Origin of the sequence: Flagellimonas rhodophyticola (assembly GCF_049332665.1) — a bacterium.
Classification (GTDB): Bacteria; Bacteroidota; Bacteroidia; order Flavobacteriales; family Flavobacteriaceae; genus Flagellimonas.
This window is the reverse complement of the sequence record NZ_CP186326.1, coordinates 2,416,747-2,438,271: the sequence shown is the minus strand read 5'-3', so window position 1 is coordinate 2,438,271 and position 21,525 is coordinate 2,416,747. Positions and strand designations below refer to the sequence as shown.

Annotated in this window: 16 protein-coding genes; 6 read left to right on the top strand and 10 right to left on the bottom strand. The window is 38.5% G+C overall.

Features of this window, described 5'->3' with window-relative positions; translation table 11 throughout:
* The first annotated feature begins 9 nt into the window (after positions 1-9).
* The 3 genes from ACOKFG_RS10885 to ACOKFG_RS10875 all read left to right on the top strand — a co-directional run bounded on the left by ACOKFG_RS10885 (position 10) and on the right by ACOKFG_RS10875 (position 4,246).
* A complete protein-coding gene (locus ACOKFG_RS10885) occupies positions 10-951 on the top strand; it encodes a PorP/SprF family type IX secretion system membrane protein (RefSeq protein WP_298789447.1) in 942 nt (313 codons plus the stop codon).
* 9 nt (positions 952-960) lie between these two features.
* A complete protein-coding gene (locus tag ACOKFG_RS10880) occupies positions 961-2,907 on the top strand; it encodes an OmpA family protein (RefSeq protein ID WP_298789445.1) in 1,947 nt (648 codons plus the stop codon).
* A 112-nt stretch (positions 2,908-3,019) separates the two neighbouring features.
* Positions 3,020-4,246: a hypothetical protein gene (locus tag ACOKFG_RS10875; RefSeq protein WP_422861222.1), complete on the top strand. Its 1,227-nt coding sequence runs from the start codon at positions 3,020-3,022 to the stop codon at positions 4,244-4,246.
* Positions 4,247-4,342: 96 nt separating this feature from the next.
* Here the strand turns inward: ACOKFG_RS10875 and ACOKFG_RS10870 are convergent, their stop codons facing one another.
* The 4 genes from ACOKFG_RS10870 to ACOKFG_RS10855 are packed head-to-tail and all read right to left on the bottom strand — an operon-like array spanning position 4,343 to position 9,788.
* Positions 4,343-5,803: a polysaccharide biosynthesis C-terminal domain-containing protein gene (locus ACOKFG_RS10870; protein ID WP_299172856.1), complete on the bottom strand. Its 1,461-nt coding sequence runs from the start codon at positions 5,801-5,803 to the stop codon at positions 4,343-4,345.
* On the bottom strand, positions 5,788-7,071 hold the full coding sequence (locus ACOKFG_RS10865) for a glycosyl transferase family 1 (RefSeq protein WP_299172853.1): 1,284 nt from the start codon (positions 7,069-7,071) through the stop codon (positions 5,788-5,790). The genes ACOKFG_RS10870 and ACOKFG_RS10865 overlap by 16 nt, the downstream gene beginning before the upstream one ends.
* A complete protein-coding gene (locus ACOKFG_RS10860; RefSeq protein ID WP_422861221.1) occupies positions 7,071-9,503 on the bottom strand; it encodes a YfhO family protein in 2,433 nt (810 codons plus the stop codon). The genes ACOKFG_RS10865 and ACOKFG_RS10860 overlap by 1 nt, the downstream gene beginning before the upstream one ends.
* Positions 9,504-9,527: 24 nt before the next feature.
* A complete protein-coding gene (locus ACOKFG_RS10855; protein ID WP_299172847.1) occupies positions 9,528-9,788 on the bottom strand; it encodes a DUF4834 family protein in 261 nt (86 codons plus the stop codon).
* 86 nt (positions 9,789-9,874) lie between these two features.
* On the opposite strand from ACOKFG_RS10855, the gene ACOKFG_RS10850 reads away from it, so the two are divergent.
* Together ACOKFG_RS10850 and ACOKFG_RS10845 are read left to right on the top strand one after the other, a co-directional pair.
* Positions 9,875-10,858, top strand: coding sequence for a transporter (locus ACOKFG_RS10850; RefSeq protein ID WP_299172844.1), 984 nt, complete (start codon positions 9,875-9,877; stop codon positions 10,856-10,858).
* A 66-nt stretch (positions 10,859-10,924) separates the two neighbouring features.
* The gene (locus ACOKFG_RS10845; protein WP_422861220.1) at positions 10,925-12,046 is read left to right on the top strand and encodes a GTP cyclohydrolase; all 1,122 of its coding nucleotides are present in this window, start codon (positions 10,925-10,927) and stop codon (positions 12,044-12,046) included.
* A gap of 51 nt (positions 12,047-12,097) precedes the next feature.
* Here ACOKFG_RS10845 and ACOKFG_RS10840 read toward each other — a convergent pair whose 3' ends face one another.
* The 3 genes from ACOKFG_RS10840 to ACOKFG_RS10830 form a co-directional block, all read right to left on the bottom strand.
* Positions 12,098-13,357, bottom strand: a complete 1,260-nt coding sequence (locus tag ACOKFG_RS10840) for an aminotransferase class I/II-fold pyridoxal phosphate-dependent enzyme (protein WP_299172838.1) — start codon at positions 13,355-13,357, stop codon at positions 12,098-12,100.
* A 124-nt stretch (positions 13,358-13,481) separates the two neighbouring features.
* The gene (locus ACOKFG_RS10835) at positions 13,482-14,522 is read right to left on the bottom strand and encodes a PLP-dependent cysteine synthase family protein (RefSeq protein ID WP_422861219.1); all 1,041 of its coding nucleotides are present in this window, start codon (positions 14,520-14,522) and stop codon (positions 13,482-13,484) included.
* 67 nt (positions 14,523-14,589) lie between these two features.
* Positions 14,590-16,734 carry a S9 family peptidase gene (locus ACOKFG_RS10830; protein WP_422861218.1) on the bottom strand — a complete coding sequence of 715 codons (2,145 nt, stop codon included), beginning with the start codon at positions 16,732-16,734 and terminating at the stop codon, positions 14,590-14,592.
* A gap of 60 nt (positions 16,735-16,794) precedes the next feature.
* On the opposite strand from ACOKFG_RS10830, the gene ACOKFG_RS10825 reads away from it, so the two are divergent.
* Positions 16,795-17,121, top strand: a complete 327-nt coding sequence (locus tag ACOKFG_RS10825) for a YbaB/EbfC family nucleoid-associated protein (protein WP_298789424.1) — start codon at positions 16,795-16,797, stop codon at positions 17,119-17,121.
* Here ACOKFG_RS10825 and ACOKFG_RS10820 read toward each other — a convergent pair whose 3' ends face one another.
* Genes ACOKFG_RS10820 through ACOKFG_RS10810 form a run of 3 tightly spaced genes read right to left on the bottom strand, consistent with a single transcriptional unit; the run spans position 17,122 to position 21,454 of the window.
* Positions 17,122-18,150 (bottom strand): GntG family PLP-dependent aldolase, encoded by a 1,029-nt coding sequence (locus tag ACOKFG_RS10820; protein WP_298789423.1) that lies wholly within the window; start codon positions 18,148-18,150, stop codon positions 17,122-17,124.
* A 5-nt stretch (positions 18,151-18,155) separates the two neighbouring features.
* Positions 18,156-19,022, bottom strand: coding sequence for a glycoside hydrolase family 16 protein (locus tag ACOKFG_RS10815; RefSeq protein ID WP_298789421.1), 867 nt, complete (start codon positions 19,020-19,022; stop codon positions 18,156-18,158).
* 29 nt (positions 19,023-19,051) lie between these two features.
* Positions 19,052-21,454: a zinc-dependent metalloprotease gene (locus ACOKFG_RS10810; RefSeq protein WP_422861217.1), complete on the bottom strand. Its 2,403-nt coding sequence runs from the start codon at positions 21,452-21,454 to the stop codon at positions 19,052-19,054.
* Positions 21,455-21,525: the final 71 nt, after the last annotated feature.

Sequence of the window (21,525 nt, the reverse complement as noted above, 5' to 3'; positions counted from 1 at the left end):
AAATGATTTATGCAGAAAAGGAAAGTTTTTACATTGGCAGTATTTGCCATATTCACTTTTTATGGTATCGCACAACAGGACTCTCAATACACCCAGTATATGTACAACACCCAGGTTATAAATCCGGCTTATGCTGGAACCAGGGAAACACTTAGTTTTGGCATATTAGGTCGTACACAATGGGTTGGATTCGAAGGAGCTCCACAAACTTTTACCTTCACAGCCAATGCCCCTATAGGTCCTTATAACAGCATGGGATTGGGATTATCCATTGTTCATGACGAGATTGGACCTGCCGTAGAATCCAACGTTACCGTTGATTATTCATACACTATAGATATTTCTGCAACTGGGAGATTATCCTTTGGACTCAAAGGAGGTATTGATGTTCTTGATGTTAATTTCAACAAACTGGATTTGGCAGATTCAAATGATCCTAACTTTCAAAATAATATCGACCAAAAACTTCAACCACAGGTTGGTGCCGGTCTTTATTTTAATACAGAGCGGTTTTATGCTGGACTGTCCGTACCAAATTTCATGAATACATCCCACTTTGACGAAAATACTCTTGAAGATTCAGAAGTAGCCAGCATTGCGGTAGAACGATTGCATTATTTTTTGATTTTGGGCCACGTATTTGACTTAAATAGAAATTTAAAATTTAAACCAGCCACATTAGTAAAAACTGTAAGCGGTTCCCCATTACAATTGGATATATCAGCCAATTTTATGCTAAACGAAAAGTTTGTGTTGGGTGCTTCATACCGATGGGATGCATCAATAAGTGCAATGACTGGCTTTCAAATTTCCAGGTCAATCTTTGCAGGAATAGCATATGATTATCAATCAACAGATATTGAAGCCTATAGCGATGGATCATACGAGGCCTTCTTAAGATTTGACATATTCCATAAGTCTGATAAAGTTTTGATTCCCAGATTCTTTTAACATGAATAAATGAAAAAAAAATCAACATTATTCAATATTTTTCTCCTTTTTATTTTGGCTGTTTGCACTGCCTATGGGCAAAGAAACAAATTAAAAAAGGCGGATGAAGAATTTGACCAATATGCCTTTATTGATGCTCGAAAGATATATTTGAAGGTAGCAGAGTCGGGTTATGAATCTTCTCAACTGTATAAAAAACTTGGAGACACCTATTATTTTAATGGTGAATATGGAGAAGCGTCCAAGTGGTATCAAAAGCTTATATATAAATACCCAAATGGGTTGGAACCCGATTATTATTATAGGGCCGCACAGACATACAAAAGTATAGGTCAGTACCATATGTCAAAAAAGATGATGGGACAATTTGCTTCTTTATCCGCAAGCTCTGGAGTTGCAAAGAATTTTGTGGAAAGCTACCCGATGCTTGATAGCCTCGTTGACTTTCAATCCAAAAAATTCGAAGTAGAAAATGTGACCAACACACTAACTAGTTCAGATTTTGGTCCTTCTTTCCATGGAGATAAAATTGTATACGCTTCATCATCTGCGAACCCAAAAGGCGGTAAAACACATGATTGGAATGGATTACCATATTTGGATCTGTACGAAGCAACAATTGATAAAGAATGGAAACTATCTAAACCTACTCCATTGCTAGGCGATATCAATTCACCTTATCATGAGTCTTCTGCTGTATTCACAAAAGATGGCAATACCATTTATTTCACAAGGAACAATTATATCAATGGAAAGAAAAAACGGAACAAAGAAAAACTCGTTACCCTTAAAATATATAAAGCTCAAAAAGGAGAAGATGGATCTTGGGGAGACGTTTTGGAATTACCTTTTAATGACGATTCCTATTCTGTTGCACACCCGGCTTTAAGCACAGATGAGAGTCGCTTATATTTTTCTTCGGATATGAGAGGAACCCATGGGGCTTCAGATATATGGTATGTTGACATTGTAGGTAATAATATCTATGGCATTCCGGTTAATCTTGGACCAGAAATTAACACCGAAGCAAGAGAAACTTTTCCCTTTGTAGGCCAAAAGAATAATCTCTATTTTTCGAGTGATGGACATCTAGGACTTGGAGGGCTGGACATTTTCGCCATTTCCTTAACGGGTGATGGTGAGTTTGTACATGTTACCAATCTTAAACAGCCCATAAACTCCAATAAGGACGATTTCGGATTTATACTGAACGAAGAAAAGCAAATTGGATACCTTTCTTCCAATAGAGATGGTGATGCCGGTAGTATATCCGATGATATTTACAGGGTTTGGGAAAAATGTGGAACAATCAATATAGCAGGGTTGGTTTTGGACGCTAAAACTGGTTTGTCCATAAATGAATCCACAATAACACTACTTGACGAGAACAATGTGGAGGTTTCCCAGACCATTTCCAATGCCGATGGCACCTATCTATTTGAAGATTTAGTGGATTGCAACAAGCAATATGCTGTGAGAGGAGAAAGTAACTTTAAAGAATATACTCCGACTGAGAAAAATCTTGTAACACCCCAAGGGTCACACACAATAGAAATAAACTTAGAGTTGACACCTCCGGATTGCGCAATTGATGATTTAGGATGTCGACTAAACCTCCAGCCTATCTACTTTCACTATGGAAAATATACTTTAAGTAAGGCTGCAGAGGTAGAATTAGCTAAAATCCTCCAGGCCATGAAAGAGTATCCCCAGCTTAAAATTCATATTGAGTCCCATACCGATTCAAGGTCAAGTGATGATTTCAACAGGAAACTCTCAAAAAAGCGAGCATGGACTTCAAGACAATGGTTGATTAAAAGAGGTATTGACCCAAGCCGAATTACATCAAAAGGTTATGGAGAAACCCAATTGTTGAATGAATGCTCGAACGGGGTAAAATGTTCAGATGATCAACATCAGTTGAATAGAAGGTCAATGTTCATAATCAAAGATTGATTTTTAACTTACTGATTAACAAATACATATAATTAATATAATTTTTTGGCACGCTGTTTGGTATTTACTTTTCGAATGTAAATAGTTGCATTCAGAATTTAAATTAGATAGTATGAAAAAGTTAGTACTCATTATAGCAGCGGTCTTGCTGGGAGTTCCAAGCGCTACAGCGGCCAACATGGAAGATAAGGCATTTGTTTCAAGTGCTTATCGATACGGAAACTCTTTCATCTTCGTAGAAGGTGGGGTAACTTTTTCAGTTTACCCTGATGGAGAGTTCGATTTTTACATCGATAATCAGGTTAACGTGGGAGTTGGTGCAAGAATTGGTAATGTTGGCATTACATTCAATTCAGGATATAACTATAATCCTTTTGTTCAGTATGACGATTATGGTGCTGTAATCCAAGTCGAAAATACTCCTATTTACTATGATTATTACGGACGTGTATCTCAAGTTGGAGGTGTAGATGTATGGTACAGAAATGGTCGAGTTCGCAGAGTTGGAGGATTGAATGTTTTTTATAACGGAGGTGCATTTAGCCACTATACCGGATTCATAAACATTTATAACAGACATTATGTGTACAGACCGTTCCATAGGTATTTTGCTAGACCGGCAGTATCCTTTTGTAACGTGTATAACAGACCATATAGAAGGTATTACTCACCTATACGCTATACCTACTACAGACCGTACAGGTATAACCACAGAAGAGCTTATGCTTCCGTTGGTAAGACATATAGAAATGATAGAAGTTATAGAAGAGATAATATCTATAGAAATGATAAAAGAGTTACGAGACGTAACAACAGTGTAAGAAGAAATGGAGCAGATTATGGAAGAAGCAATAGAAACGTTGGATACAACAACAACGATTATAGAAAAGGAAATGCTGTAAGTCGTTCTGACAACCGAGTTAAAAGGAGTTCAGCTGCAAGCAGAACAGTTAAGCAGAGTGATTATAGAAGAGGAAATACTGTATCACGAAGCAATAACGGTAGAACTGTTGCCCAAAGACAGGTAACAAGAAAACCAAATAGCAGAACGGTGACGCAGAGAGAGGTTACAAAACGTCCAAATAGTAGAACAGTTACTAAGCGTGAAGTAACCACGACACCGCGAAGCAGAACAGTTACAAGAAGTACCTCGAATACGTACAAAAAGCCGCAGAGCAGAAAAAGTACAAGTAGGTCAGTAACAAGAAAAAGCAGTGTTCCGAGAAAAACAGTTTCTAGAAGTTCAAATACAACGGTGAAAAGAAACTCTGGAAATACAAATTATAAAAGAAGTGGCACCAACGGTACACCATCAAGAAGTACCAGAAGAGTGCAGTAAAGATAGTTTTTAGGTTGGTTAGTTGTTTACCCCGTAGTTGGATTTATCCGCTACGGGGTTCTTTTTAATAGTACAAGGATTCGGTACTAGTATCTCTTAGTCCTCCCTCCTCCTCAACCATTTAGATAGCAATCCAGTTACATCTTCCGAAATCTCAAAACGAAACAATATTCCCAAATACATTGCTCCTATCAATATCGATTTTAAAACAATATTGACAATAGGATGAAATGGAAACTGAAGCATATTGAAAAGTGCCAGTAACAAAAGTAAAGTCGCAAGAACTTTGAAGGTAGCTTTGGAAAAAGGAAAAAAACCAAACTTCAATTTTATAAAAATCAATTTAGATAGGTTAAAAAGAAAAATCGAGATGAAACTTGCCAAAGCTGCACCCTCTATTCCGTATAAAGGAATAAACCATAGGTTGAGTAAAATCGTAACTGCAGCAAAGCATACCCCTAGTACCAATACCCATTTATAATACTCGGAATAATATAACATGGCATTAACGTTGCCAAGAAGAGAGTCCAGAACTTTTGCAACACCAATTAGGGCAATGATGGAAAAACCATCTCTATATTCCTCCGGGAGCATAAGAAACAAATCACTGATATTCAAAACAATCAAAACAAACAATATTCCCGAAGCAATAAATGCTGTAAGTGAAGTCTTTCGATACAGATTTTCCAATTCAAACAGATTTCCTTCATTCAAATAATTGGCTGTCAAGGGATATGTTATCTGATTCATTGCCCTTGCCGGAACAATGATACTTGTAGCGATATAAACCGCTACGCCATAATAAGCCACATTCTCTAGGGCTTTGAACTGGTTTATCATCACCTTATCTATTTCCAATAGAACTAGAGCAACAGAACCTCCAACTACCATTAACAAACCATAACCCACAATGGTTTTTGCTTCTTTTGGAAACTTAAAACTCAAAACTGGTCTGTGTAAGGTATAGGCATAAAATTTCATAAGTAAAGTCCTAAGCAACTGTATGCCAACAATTCCCTTTAAAAAGAAGTCCAATGTGATAATATCCAAATACAAAAGCACCAATAAAATGGAAGCGCAAATTCTGCCAAAGACTTCCTTAAGAAAATTGCCAAAAACAGATTTGAGATGCACCTTGCTCCATGCATAGAACACCTCAAAATATGCCATGGCCACCCCAACCAGAAATAAGTACCATAAATAATCCTTTACAAGTGCATTTTTTATAGAAAGAAAATCTCCAATCTCAGTATGTGCCCACCAAGCCAATAGGGTCAAGGGCAGTATAACCAACAATGGCGAAAATAGAATAAGGGTAAAAAAACCGTTTTTGGATCTATCGGTTTGTGCACTGTAGTATTTTACCAGTGCATTATGTGCACCAGAAGCCATTATCGGCATCAGAATAGCACCAGTAGCCAAAATAAAGGTGACCAAGCCATAGTATTTCGAATCGAGAATATTGGTATATAAAAACAAGGTATTAATGGCGCCAAATGCAAAACCAATAAAAGTGACTACCGTATTTTTAAAGGATTGCTTTAAGACGATTCCCATTGAATGAAATTTGCCAGTTGCTTGGTAAGTGCTCTTCGGTGATATTGCTCAATTCCTTTTGAATCACAATGCAATGCCCCGTTTTGAAATGCCTCAAACCAGTTTAAAAGTACAGTTTTTAGCTCCTTTTTATCTTTTTTTCCATAAAAAACTCCGGCATTGGTCGATTTCACCATCTCTCCTGCCTCCCACCCTTCAGGTCCCAGAGCAAGAATAGGTCTATTGGCATTCAGATATTCAAATAATTTACCTGGGATAATACCTTTGGTCTCTTCTGAATCAATTTCCAACAACAATAGTAATTGGGATTTTTGTTGAATATCAAAAACCTTTTCATGGGAAAGATAACCCAAGTTGGCTACATGTTTTCCAAGCCCATAAGCTTCAATAGAATCCAAAACTTCTTCACCTAACACACCAGCCAATTGAATTTTTAATGAATCGCAGAACGAATCATTTTCCATACATAATTCCTTAAGCGCTTCCCATAGAACTGCCGGATTTCTACCCGTAAGCAACGACCCGATGTGGGAAATAGTGAAGTCATCGTCCAAAGCTTCTACTTTAGACACTTCCTCAAAACCATTGGTGATAGCTTTAATGGGTTTTGATGTCAAACCTCTAAACTCCTCTTGCGTGGTAAGGCTTGTAACCACAATCTTATCAGCATTGTTTAGCACCTGTCTTTCCAACAATTTGTGTTTTTTCTGGGATGTTGAGGTCAAACGAAGCTTTTTATGATACCCAATCGAGGTCCACGGGTCTCGAAAATCAGCTATCCAATGAACACCAAGTTTCTCCTTCAATCCCAGACCAATTAAATGCATGCTATGTGGAGGGCCAGTCGTGACAATAGTGTCAATACCTTCTTCTTCAATAATATTTGACAAGAATTTAATAGATGGCTTGACCCATAACTTGCGAGCATCTGGAATGAACAGGTTACCACGAATCCAAAGCATTAGTTTTTCGACAATTGACGGATTATTTTCTTGAATCACACCAGAGCTTATAGTTTTGGCTCTCTTCTTTGAAAGTATACTTGCCGAAGCATAGGGTTCTTTTATGGGTTGCCTTATGATTTTGACATCCTTCGGGATTTCCTTGACGAGATTTTTGTCAATTATGGGGTAGGTTGGATTCTCCGGAACATAAACCAAGGGGTTAATTCCGAATTCCGGGAGGTATTTGACAAATTTTAGCCACCGTTGTACCCCTGGCCCACCGGCAGGTGGCCAATAGTATGCTATGACCAAAATCTTGCGCATTATGCTTCCTTGGTTTTTTTGGGTAGGACGGAAAACAACAAACCTCCAAGGATAATTAATCCAAGTAGGATATTGCTCCCCAAACTTATTTGACTTCCTGTTTCAACAATCTCGGGTTGAAATTTGAACTCGATCTCATGCTTACCGGCAGGAACTTTGACGCCTCTTAAGGCATAATTTACTTTGTAATGTTGAGTTGCCGTTCCATCAATGTAGGCTTGCCAATCATGTGGATAGTGCATTTCCGAAAACACTGCAAAACCAATATTATTACTCTGGGATTGATATTTGAGGTAATTAGGCCTATACTCAATCAAATCAATTGAAGCTAGTGAATCCACCTCATAACTCAGTTTGGTTACGGTTGGGTTCAATTGGGTGTTCACCACCACTTGGGATTTCGAATCAAAATCTTTTAGTGTTTGAATTTCTTCATTTCTTGTATTTACTGCAATGACATCCTGAATAAACCAAGCACTTCCGTTGGCATTATCATTTACTGCTGGAAAACTATTGCCATCTTCATCTTGTTGAACAATGTACTTGACATTTAGCATATTCAACACTTCCAAATTGTTCTGATACAGATGATGCTCAAATAAATCCTGCAGCTGTCTAGGTTTTGCTGCATGGTATCCTCCAATCGATTTATGAAAATAAGAAGTCCTTGCTCCATTGAGACCTTCCTGTGGGTCGAATACTCTAAAGTTGGACGGGTCTTGCTGAATTAAATCATCTAGTTGACCTGCTTGAAATGGGGTGTTGACGTTTCGTTGACGCACAAAATCATCCTTATTTACATATCTAAGGTTTACACCCACCAAATCGAACAAAATTAACGCGCCCAATACTATAGCAAGTAGGTTTTTTCCAATCTTATCCTTGATAAAAAACCAAAGTGCTACGGCTGCCAAAGCAACAAAAATCAACGAACGAAGAGTATCACTTATATAAACTGCTTCACGGTCGCGTTGAATCATGGTCATCAACTCATCGCCAAAATAGCCTCTATAGGTTTCATCACGAAGTCCAACAAAATCAAAAAATCCTTTCATCAAAAAGATTAGAACTACTAGACCTAGTACGATGAAAAAACTCAATTTCAACGCTCGAAGTTTTTGGGATTGCTTCAATTTATTCCTGAATAGTTCCCTAACACCCAAAATCCCGAGTACGGGCAGGCATAGCTCCAATACTACCTGAACTGAGGAAACAGCGCGGAATTTGTTGTATAAGGGGAAATAATCAATCATAAAATTCGTGAGGGCCGGAAAATTTTTCCCCCACGACAACAGCAATGCCAGAACAGCTCCTGTCAACAGCCACCACTTCTTTTTCCCATTTACCACAAACATGCCCAATACAAATAGGAATATGATAATGGCACCAATATAAGCTGGAGCGGCAACAATGGGTTGATCTCCCCAATATAATGGAAGTCCACTGGAAAGCTCTAATGCTCTTGATGGCGACAACCCTTGGCCAGTGAGATATTCGTATACCTTGGAGTCTTTACCTAAATCTTCATTACCGGAGCCTCCAAACAATCTTGGTGAAAACAAATCAAGTGACTCCGCAATACCATAACTGTATTGTGTTATATATTCTTTGTCCAAGCCACTTTCTGCGACTTTGTTGCTTCCATCTGGATTGATGGTCAGTTCTGATTTTCCCCTTGTACTCCAGTCCGCATATTGCTTCGTGGCCAAAAGTCCGGTGGCATTTGTGGCAATAGAAAGTGCCACAGCCAAAATCAAAATCCCAACGGAGGCGAAAAAATGTTTCAGCTCTTTGTCCTTGATGGCGTAAATCAACCGTACCAATCCCAAAATCAAAACTAGGAGCATAAAATAATAGGTCATCTGATAATGGTTGGCACTGATTTCCAGCGCCATCGCCAAAGCCGTAAGGATGAAGCCGGGCAAATATTTTTTCCGGAACACCAAAACAATACCGCCTAAAACCATGGGAATATAACCCAGTGCATGGGCTTTGGCATTATGCCCTACTCCAAGAATAATAATGAGGTATGTGGAAAAACCGAAGGCCAAAGACCCCAAAATTGCCAACCGATATTCAACCTTGAGACACAACATTAAGATGTAAAATCCAATAAAATAGAGGAAAAGATAATCTGCGGGTCTGGGCAGAAACCGAATCAATCGATCTAATTTTTTAATGTAGTCATGCGGATAATTCGCTCCTAATTGATATGTGGGCATACCACCAAAAGCACTATTGGTCCAATACGATTCTTCTCCGGTTAATTCTTTATAATCGTTACGCTCCTTGGCCATGCCCTTATATTGGGCAATATCGGATTGAAAAATTGCCTTCCCTTGAAGAACCGGATAAAAATATACCAGAGATGCGACGATAAAGAAAGCTATTACACAAACATTAGTGATAATTGCTTTTGCGGAAAGATTCATGGATAGGTTTTGAATAGACAAATATTAGTCAATTTCTTCAAAATCTATATATTCTCCAACTTTTTTTGACGGATTAGATTTTTTAAAGGGCTTTTTAGAAATGTTGGTTTCTCCTTCGTTGTTGGTATCCTGTCCAAAATCTTGATATCCCCCAAATGCATCTCCAAATCGTTGCTGGGTCTTTTTAACTGCATAATTGAACAGTTTGGGTGCTAACCACTTTGCAAGTAATTTGAATGCATAGTATACTAATATGAGTACTAAAATCGTTTGTAATAAAACCATATAACAACAGCTATTGAATCAAAATTACATTGTTAGTCCCGCAAATCAATTGAAAGTATCTTAAAATAGTATTAAAAATCGGTTATATGGATTTCTCCCTTTTAAAAAAGACCCTATTATTTCTATGTATTTTCCCCTTTTTGGTTAATGCACAATACACGGATGTAATCAATTCCAATAGGCCCGGGCGAGCAGTTAGTGCCTATGCCGTTGGAAAAAATGTGATACAGGCTGAAATAGGATTGCTTTATGAACAAAGGGACAATGCAAACCTTGGAACAGATTCGAATATCTTAGGTACAGATATTTCATTGCGATACGGATTGCTTTTTGAATCTCTCGAGATAAACTATGAAGGATCATTTATTTCGCAGAACCTGACCTTTACCAATACTGGCGCAACTGAGAGAAGAACCGATTTTTCAAGAAATCGGGTGGGATTAAAGTTTCTAGTTTTTGATCCATTTAAAAATCCAGAAAATAATAAACCCAATCTGTATAGTTGGAGGGCCAATAATGTCTTCCAGTGGAAAAACCTGATTCCAGCAGTTTCCGTTTATGGAGGTGCAACTTTTACATTAGGTGACAATCCCTTTTATGTAGGTGATCCAAACATTTCATATCGCGGGGCCATTGCGACCCAAAGTCGTCTTTCACCAAGGTTTGTGCTCATATCCAATTTTGCCTACGACCGAATCGGCACAGATTTTCCTGAATTGAGCTATGCCGTTTCAGTTACGCACGCTTTTGCCAACCCAAAGTGGAGTGTTTTTGTAGAAAATCAGGGTATTACCAGTGATCGATATAAAGATATTTTACTCCGAACGGGGGTAGCTTATTTAGTTAGCGAAAACTTCCAGGCTGATTTGCATATGGGTTCAGGTTTTCAAAACTCACCTTCCAGAATTTTTGCTGTTCTTGGTTTTTCTTACCGATTGGACTTCCATAAAGACACTCTTGTTCCCATTGAAGATCAAAAAGCAGGTGAGAATGGAAAAATCCGTAAAAAAGATGTCAAAAAGAAACGTAAAAAAAAGAGTAAAAAGGATAAGAAAAAATTAGATTTCTAAGTTTAGGCAATATCATTTTTCTTCTGATGATAATATTCCTATTATTGACCTTGCAAAATTCAAAGTATGGTCACCCTAAAGCAGGCAACTTCTAAAGCTGACATAAAGAAATTCGTAAAATTACCATTTCAACTGTACAAGGACTCACCCTATTGGGTTCCTCCAATAATCAATGATGAAATAGCATCCTTTGACGCTACAAAAAATCCAGTTTTCGAAAATGCTGAGGCTTCTTTCTTTTTAGCGTATAGAAATGGTGAACTGGTCGGTCGTATAGCCGCGATAATCAATTGGTTGGAAATCAACGAACAGAAAATCAAAAAAATGCGATTTGGCTGGTTTGATTTTATCGATGATTTTGAGGTTTCCAAAGCGCTGCTGGATAAAGTAGCAGAAATCGGAAAAGAGAATCAACTTGACTATATGGAGGGGCCCGTAGGTTTTTCAAATTTGGACAAAGTTGGAGTACTCACAGAAGGGTTTGACCATATTGGAAACATGATTACTTGGTATAACCACCCCTATTATAAATCACATTACGAAGAGCATGGCTTTAAAAAGGAAAAGGAATACTTAGAGAACAAATTCCTGTTTGCGAATGCTGACCCAAAAGATTTTTACAAGGCGAATATTCTAATAAAAAAGCGATATGGCCTACGGGAGCTGAACTTTACAAATAGTAAGGAAATTATGCCTTGGGTGGATAAGATGTTTGATTTGTTCAATGATTCGTATTCGGTACTCTCCTCCTTTGTAAAGATTACAGATGTTCAAAAAGAGTACTTTAAAAAGAAATATATCAGCTTTATTAATCCTGAATATATCAAGTTTGTCGTTGATCAGAATGATCAGTTGGTTGCTTTCGCTATCGTAATGCCGTCATTTTCTGAAGCACTGCAAAAAGCGAAGGGTAAACTCTTCCCTACTGGGGTTTTTCATTTGCTCAAGGCAAAGAAACACAGTAAGGATGTAATTTTCTATCTCATAGGCATTCACCCAGAATATCAAAATAAAGGTGTTAACGCAATTATTTTCAACGAATATTATAGAACCTTTCAAGAAAAGGGCATTATAAACTGTATTCGGACTCCAGAATTAGAGGAAAATGTTGCCATTCGGCAAATGTGGAAACACTTTGACCCTGTTACCCATAAAAGAAGACGAACTTACCGTAAGAATCTAGTTTAGTTCCCTTGTTTTGAAGAAGAGGTAATTTAATTTATCCAAAGCCAAATTACGCTACTCTCCCATTGCAGCGGCTACAGCGGCGGACAATCTTTTATAGGTTCCATTCTGCAAACGTTCCCTAATTGCAGAGAAAGCAACCAAAGTTTCTTCTATATCTTGCATTGTATGCGTGGCTGTAGGAATCATTCTAAGTAGAATTAATCCTTTAGGTATAACTGGGTAAACCACTATAGAACAGAATATTCCGTAATTTTCACGAAGGTCTTTTACCAAAGCCATTGCTTCTGGAATACTACCATTCAAATAAACCGGGGTTACGCAGCTCGAAGTAGTTCCGATATCAAAACCACGCTCTTTAAGTCCATTTTGAAGGGCATTGACATTCTCCCAAAGTTTTGCTTTAAGTTCCGGCATTGTACGCAGCATATCCAAACGCTTCAATGCTCCTTTGACATATACCATTGGAAGTGACTTGGCAAACATCTGAGACCGAAGATTGTATTTCAAATACTCAATAATCTCTTGGTCCGCGGCTACAAAAGCACCGATTCCTGCCATTGACTTGGCAAATGTGGCTAAATACACATCTATATCGTCTTGTATCCCTTGTTCCTCACCTGCGCCTGCGCCCGTTGCTCCTAGAGTTCCGAAGCCGTGGGCATCATCTACAAGTAGTCTAAACTTAAATTTTTCTTTTAAGGCAACAATTTCCTTAAGAATTCCTTGCTCCCCGCGCATACCGAAAACTCCTTCAGAAATAACCAAGATACCTCCACCAGTTTCTGTGGCCATTTTGGTGGCGCGTTCGAGATTTTTCTCTAAACTTTCTACATTATTATGTTTAAAAGTAAATCGTTTCCCCATGTGCAAACGTACGCCATCAATAATACAGGCATGACAGTCCACATCATAAACAATAATATCATCTTTTGAAACCAATGCATCTATTACTGACATAAAGCCTTGATATCCAAAATTCAATAAATATGAAGCTTCCTTATTCACAAAAGCAGCCAACTCCCGCTCCAATTGTTCATGATAGTCGGTATGACCGCTCATCATGCGGGCTCCCATGGGAAATGCTGCTCCATGTTCATATGCGGCATCTCCATCAACTTTTTTAATTTCAGGTAGATTCGCTAATCCTAAGTAATCATTGATACTCCAGGTAATAACCTCTTTTCCTTGGAATTTCATTCTATTTGAAATAGGACCTTCCAACTTTGGGAACACAAAATAGCCTTCTGCCTGTGAAGCCCACTTTCCTAAAGGCCCCTTATTCTCAATGATTCTATCAAATAAATCTCTCATCTACCTTAAAATTGATTCAACTGCAAAAATATATATTTTTGGTAAGCTCACATAACTAATATACCTATATAAAAAAACGACAATGTAAATCATTGTCGTTCCGTTATTTAAGATAAGTTAGTAGTTACTTTATGTATTCTATTTTTTCTGGGGTTTCAACGTTCTGAATATCGAAAAAACCTTGGTTTTCCATCCATTCGTTACTGTACACCTTGCTCATATACCTTGAACCGTGATCTGGGAAAATCACAACAACATTGCTATCTTCAGAGAACTCCCCTTCTGTATTTAGTTGATACAGTGCCTGCATTGCAGCGCCACTGGTGTAACCAACAAACATACCTTCGGTATGCGCTATTTTTCTTGCCATATGGGCACTTTCGCCATCTGCAACCTTCACATAGCGGTCAATACAATTGAAATCAGTAGCATCAGGAATCAAATTCTTGCCTAATCCTTCAATTCTATATGGATACACTTCATTGTGGTCAAACTCCCCGGTCTCATGATATTTCTTCAACACCGAACCATAGGCATCAACGCCCAAGACTTTAACTTCTGGATTCTGCTCTTTTAAATACCTAGCTATACCAGAAATTGTTCCTCCGGTACCACTGCAGGCTACTAAATGGGTTATAGCTCCATTTGTTTGTTTCCAAATCTCCGGACCTGTTGTCTGGTAATGAGCCTCTATATTAAGCTCATTGAAATATTGATTGATGTAGATGGAATCCTTGGTTTCGCCATGTAGTCGCTTTGCCACTTCATAATATGACCGTGGGTCATCAGCGCTAACGTGTGCTGGACAAACATATACTTTGGCACCCATGGAACGAAGCATGTCTATCTTATCAGGAGATGATTTTGAACTAACCGCCAAAATACATTTATATCCTTTTACAATGCTCACCATAGCCAAACTGAAACCTGTATTTCCTGATGTGGTCTCAATAATTGTGCTTCCTGGTTTAAGTATGCCTTTACGTTCAGCTTCTTCTATAATGTAAACCGCAATTCTATCCTTTGAGGAATGGCCTGGGTTAAAAGATTCCACTTTAGCATAAAAATTACCAGTAAGTGGTTCTGCAATTTTGTTAAGCTCTACGAGGGGTGTATTTCCAATTAAATCAAGAATATTGCTATTCGCATTTATCTGTTTTCTCATAACTGGGTTTAGGTAAGGATGAATCTTGAATTTCTTCCCGATTTATCAGGCACAAAAATAGTATTTTTTATTTTAAAGGTGTTTTTTCCTCCAAATCAAGGATAAAAGCGTATTCCTTTGCCGTTTCCTTCAAGGATTCGAACCTACCTGAAGCTCCACCGTGCCCTGCGTCCATATTAGTATCCAAGAACAACAAATTATTGTCCGTTTTGTGCTCCCTGAGCTTTGCTACCCATTTGGCAGGCTCCCAATACTGTACCTGTGAATCATGTAACCCTGTGGAAACATACATATTTGGATACTCCTGGGCCTCTACATTGTCATAAGGCGAATACGATTTCATATACTCATAATACTCCTTTTCATTAGGATTTCCCCATTCGTCATATTCACCGGTGGTTAGGGGTATTGAATCATCCAACATGGTGGTTACCACATCCACAAAAGGTACAGCGGCAATAACACCATTGTATAATTCTGGGGCCATATTGACCACTGCGCCCATTAAAAGCCCACCAGCTGAACCTCCGCTAGCATACAAATGAGATGGAGAAGTGTAGTTGCTGTCAATCAGAAACTTGGAACAATCGACGAAATCAGTAAAGGTGTTTTTCTTATTCAACAGTTTGCCATCCTCATACCAAGGTCTCCCCAAGTATTCGCCTCCACGAATGTGTGCTATGGCATATATAAACCCACGGTCCAACAAACTCAATCTAATGGATGAAAAATATGGGTCGATAGTGCTACCATACGAGCCATACGCATATTGAAGTAATGGGCTTGTCCCGTCAAACTTAACATCTTTATGATAGACCAACGAGATAGGAACTTTTACTCCATCTCGTGCCGTAGCCCATAATCGTTCCGTACGATAGTTATCCTTATCAAACTTACCTCCTAAAACTTCCTGTTCCTTAAGTATTTTTTTGGTTTTCTCTTCCATATTGAAATCGATGATCGCATAAGGTGCACCCATTTCATTATAGTAATACCGTAGTTCCTTTGTATCAAAGTCTAAGTTGACAGAAGTCCCAGCTACATATGTTTCACTCTCAAAAGGCAAATAATAGCTGTCGGAAGTATCCCAACGAACAATTTTGAGCCTGTTCAACCCATTTTCTCTCTCTGAGAGCACGAAGTAGTCCTTAAAAATGTCGACATCCTCAAGAAGTACGCCTTCCCTGTGTGGAATGAATTCTTCCCAAAACTCCGAGCTAGTATTCTCATCCGAGACCTTCATTAATTTAAAATTGGTCGCGGAATCTTTATTGGTAAGCACAAAAAAATTGCCATTGTAATGTGCAATCGAATACTCTAACCCCCTACTCCTTTCGGAAAATATTTTGAAGTCACCTTCAGGATTGTCTGCATCTAAAATGCGATATTCAGAAGTCAACGTACTCACTGAACCAATGACCAGATATTTTTTGGATTTGGTTTTATACACGAAGGTGTTGAAAGTAGAATCCTTTTCATGAAAGATCAAAACATCATCAGCTTCTGATGTCCCCAAAGTATGTCTGTAGATTTTATCGGAACGTAAAGTGACCGGGTCTTTTTTGGCATAGAACAGTGTCTTTCCATAATTTCCCCAAACAGAACTTCCTGTTGTATTCTCCACTTTATCATCGTACACCTCACCTGTTTTAAGGTCCTTTATTTGAATAGTGTATTGTCTTCTAGACACGGTATCCGTAGCAAAAGCGGCAAGGTTGTTATCTGGACTGATAGAAATACCTCTCAAATTGAAGAATTCATGGTCTTTGGCCATTACATTGCAATCGAACATTAACTCATCAGCTGAGTCCATCTCGTTTTCGCGCCTTAAATAGATTGGATACTCTTGTCCGGTTTCGTATTTGGTGATATACCAATATCCATTGAACTTATAGGGTACTGAGGAGTCATCTTCTTTTATTCTGGACTTCATTTCAAGAAAAAGTGAATCTTGGAAGGTTTTTGTATGCGCGGTCATTTTCTTGTAATAGTCATTCTCCGCATTCAAATGGTTCAAAACCTCCTGATCCTCTCTATTGTTCATCCAATAGTAGTCATCGACTCTTACATCACCATGTTTTTCGAGTTTGGTGGGCTTCTTCTTTGCTATTGGAGGTATCGTACTCATTTGCTTTTCTTTACTATTTTGACAAGAGCCCGCAAAAATAAGACATACTATGAAAAAACTACTTCTAAAAATAGGGTGTTTCATCGATTTTGATTTGTGCCAAATTATTACTTTTGAACTCAATTTTACTTCAAATTTGAAATTATGTTCGGAGATATTATGGGAATGATGGGTAAACTTAAGGAAACCCAAGAAAAGGTAAAGGCCGCTAAAGAGCGTTTGAATACAGTTCTGATTAATGAAAGCTCTTCTGACGAACTGCTAAAAATCACCATTACGGCAAATAGAGAAATTAAGTCGATTTCTATAGACGACAGCCTTTTACATGACAAAGAACAATTGGAAGATTATCTGGTCTTGACCCTAAATAAAGCCATAGAAAAGGCCACTAGTGTAAATGAAGCTGAATTATCTGCCGTTGCAAAGGAGGGTATGCCCAATATACCTGGAATGGACTCTTTGTTCAAGTAATTATGCGCTGATTTCTTCAAGCGCTGTTAAAAAGTATGAATGCATCTCTTCTGTGTAGTCCAAGTGCGTTACTATACGCAGTTTTCCTTGCCCCATTCCAATAATTGAAATGTTTCGTTTATTCAGTTCAGACAGAAAACTCTCAGAGGTCATCTTAGATTCATCCAATTCAAAAATGATGATATTGGTCTCAATAGGCTCCACTTTTTGAATACATCCCATCTTTTCTAAAACCGCACCTATTTCTTTTGCTTTTTTATGGTCATTTGCGAGCCGGTCAACATGATTGTCCAAAGCATATATTCCCGCTGCCGCTAAAAATCCAGATTGTCTCATACCACCTCCCAATACTTTTCGGACTCGGAGGGCATCATCAATCAACTTCGTATTACCCACCAAGACAGAACCAACTGGACAACCTAAGCCTTTACTAAAACAAACACTGATAGAATCAAACAAGCTTCCATAATCTTTTGGATTTTCTTGCTTGGCGACCAATGCATTCCATAGTCTGGCTCCATCTAAATGGTAATTGAGGTTGTTTTCGTGACAAATCGTCCTGATTTTTTTGAGCTCATTAAAATCCCAACAAGCTCCACCACCTTTGTTTGTAGTATTCTCAATACAGACCAAGGTTGTCAACGGACTGTGGTAAAAATCAGGTGGATTAATAGACTGTTCTACCTGTTCAGCAGTCATCATGCCTCTTTGGCCATCCACAAGTTTACAGGAAACACCGCTATTGAAACTTACCCCTCCGCCTTCGTAGTTGTAAACATGTGCATATTTGTCACAAATGAGCTGTTCCCCAGGATTCGTATGCAATTTAATCGCAGTTTGATTGGCCATAGTTCCGCTTGGGAAAAACAAGGCGGCCTCCATTCCAAAATAGTTAGCCACTTTTTCCTCTAAGGCATTGACGCTAGGATCATTTTTAAAAACATCATCCCCTACTTTTGCTGTCATTATAGCTTCTAGCATTCCAGAAGTAGGTTTGGTAACGGTATCACTGATCAGGTTTATTTCCATAAGCTTTACTGATATACTCTAATGTAATCTACAACCATTGGACTTTCCACAAATTCTGGGTCAATATCTGACTCAATGGCAATATTAAAAATGAAATAATAATCAGAATCGAACGGCCATGTGTCCTGGTTTTTTAACTGTGGATTGTATCGAAAATGTTCTATCCCATCAACGCTAAAAACAATTTTCTCTTCGGTCCACTCCAGCAGATAGGTGTGAAATTCACTCGACGCATCTTTGATTTGCTGACCGCCAACATTTTTAACATTGTATCCATAGCTGGAGCCATTGTGTAAGGCACTGGACACATAATCTTGGTTCTTTCCCCAATGTTCAAGTATGTCTATTTCTCCACAATTGGGCCACTTGACGACCCCGTATTCCTTATCCCAATAGGCACCATCCTCATCAATTTTCTTGCTTAACATCCATATTGCTGGCCAAGTTCCTATTCCCTCCGGCATTTTGGCTCTTACCTCCACTTTTCCGTAGGTAAAGGCAAATTTAGAGTTGAGTCGTGCAGAAGTGTACTGTTTGGTTTCTCCCTGATCTTCAAACTCCTCTTTTTTCGCAACAACATGAAGATATCCATCTTTCAAATACGCGTTCTCTTCACGATTGGTATAATGTTGCAGCAGACCCCACCAGCTACCTCCTTCGGGAAGCTGCGTCTGTAAAAACCATTTTTCAGGATTAATTACTCCCTCTCCTTCGAATTCATCAGACCAAATTAATGTGCTGAAGTCACTTTCATTCGGGTCCTCAAAAGTGGTGTTTATGTTTTTCTTGGAAGGAGATTTTCCTCCACAAGCAGCAAAAGAAAGTACTACTAAACCAATAATAAACGTTCCGTACGTTAAAGCTTGTCTCATTCTTATAAGTTGTAAGTGCTGTTTATCATTTAATCCATGCAATCCATCCCAATCGGAGATCCATCAGGGATTTTTGGAGCAGGAATAACTTTAAAGCTTCCTGGTGATTTGGTGAATGCATCTATTCTCCTTACCATTTCAGCAGCGATGGAATTCCTACCGTTACTCAACAAATACACTTTTAGCGATTTCAAGGTCTTATTGGCAGTGGCATTTACTTGCGGATGAACCTCTTTATGAGCTGCTAAATTCATAATATGATATAATACTCTGAAGTTGATGGTTTGCTGAACCTCATTCAAATAAGCATCTTTATGAGTTTCTTGAATAGTACCTTCGATCAATTTTTCGAATAGTTCTGATAAACCGATTTGGTCTTTGTCCAAACTTTTTTGTTGGATTAATCTAGAAGCACGCTCAGGATGCAATAAAAGACCAAGTGACATATCTGCAGCAGTTTCCGAGGCAGACAAGGCATCGAAAGCAACACCGCTTCTTCCTTTAAAGGATTCTCGAGATTTACCATAACCAATGGCCCTTGGTGGAAAAAGCTCCAGCTTTTCCTTTGGAATAGCTATTGTTTTTGCGTTCAACGTATTCAAAATAGTCTTTAGCGCATTTTCTTGGCTTGTTTGGCTAATTGGATACACCGTGCGTTGTCCATCTCCTTTAACCGCATAGTTATAATCCAAGCCACCAATTAATTTGGATACTGCTTCGGTCTGATACCTATGAAAGAAATATAAAGGAGCAAAGACATCCTCCAACACAGAATTAGGTTCTCCCTTTCTAATATTATCCATGGAAAAATTATCGATTGCAATTTTTCTGATTTTCAGCACGTTTTCCAGTTCCTGTGAGGGGTTTCTTCCATTATCCCACAAATGTGCTAAAGCATGCGCTCCACCTCTAGGTCTTGCGTCCTGATCACTAATATAGCGTAACCCATCAGCTTGAGCTTTTGCCAAAATGCCATTTAAAGCCTCTTTTTCGTCTGTGTTATTGGCGAAATCTGAATAGGAATACGCCACGGTAACTTTATCCCATTCCCCAATATTTGTATCATATGCATTGTTGAAACTGATTTTATCCCCTTCCAAGGTAAACTGGGGATGTGGATAATCCATTACTGATGCCCGACCATTTGCACTTGCTGCAAAATTGTGGGCAAAACCCAGAGTATGACCAATTTCATGTGCAGACAATTGTCGAATCCTGGCCAAAGCCATCTCAAGCATTGGTTGATAATTATCGTTTCTTTCCGCAAAAGGCTTGTCCATAAGTGCCTGTGCAATAAGAAAATCTTGCCTAATTCGTAAACTTCCTAAGCTTACATGTCCTTTCATAATTTCCCCAGTTCTAGGGTCTTTGACACTCATCCCATAGCTCCAACCGCGCGTTGAACGGTGCACCCATTGAATTACATTATACCGAACATCCAAAGGGTCTGCATCATCTGGTAAAATCTTAAGTTGAAAAGCATCTTTATATCCAATGGCCTCAAAAGCTTGATTCCACCATCTTCCACCGTCCAATAAAGCTGAGCGAACTGGTTCTGGGGTTCCATTGTCCAAATAGTATATAATTGGTTCCACAGCTTCGCTAACATCTGCATTTGGATTTTTTTTCTTTAATCGATGTCTTGTTATGAATCTTTTTAAGATGGGTTCTTGAACCGGAGTCGAATAATCATAGTACGAAAACAGGTTGGAACCGGAACGAGGGTCGAATTCTCTTTTTTCATAGCCGTCATCAGGCAGTTCAATAAGCGAATGATGTTGCGCCACGGTAACCAAAGAAGGGGTCGGGGCAACGGAGCGAATCCAATCACCTTCTGGATTTCCTTTAAAGGTAAGGGTCACATCAAATTCAACATTTTTGGGAAAGGCTTTGGTTCTTTCAAAAGCAAAGGCACTTTTCGATGCGTCCAAGCTGTAAGAACCCTGTTTGGTATTTTTGAGTCTATTGGAAACTCCATGGGCATCACGCATTAAAAAATCTGATATATCAATCAAATAATTTCCTTTGGACTCTTCTTCTATTTTGAAACCATGTAAAACAGATTTGGCAAAAGCCTGTTCCACCGATTTTTTCTCCAGTGCATTTTGGGTAATTGCCCTGAATTTTAGATTGGGTTGGACCAATAACAATTTGTTTCCTGCCTTACTAAAAAACACAACCCGCCCGTTACCAAGCTGTCCCCTATCCAATCCTATATCATTGCTCCCAATCCCACTGCTTAAAGAATTTACGTATAGAAAGTCTTTCTCCAATTCATTGACTTCTAAAAAGACCTTGTCCGTAGCGTCGTCATAATAAAAGTTGAAATAGCCATTGAATTTTTGAAAGCTCTTGGTCTTTTCAAAGTTTTGGGCATTTGAGAAATGAGATACAAACAGAAATGCAAGAAGGTAAAAAGTATATTTTTTCATATTGAATAGAGTTCTTGCTAAAATTATATAATTTTCGTTGCCTGACTATACTGGAATCGTATTTTTGCCTC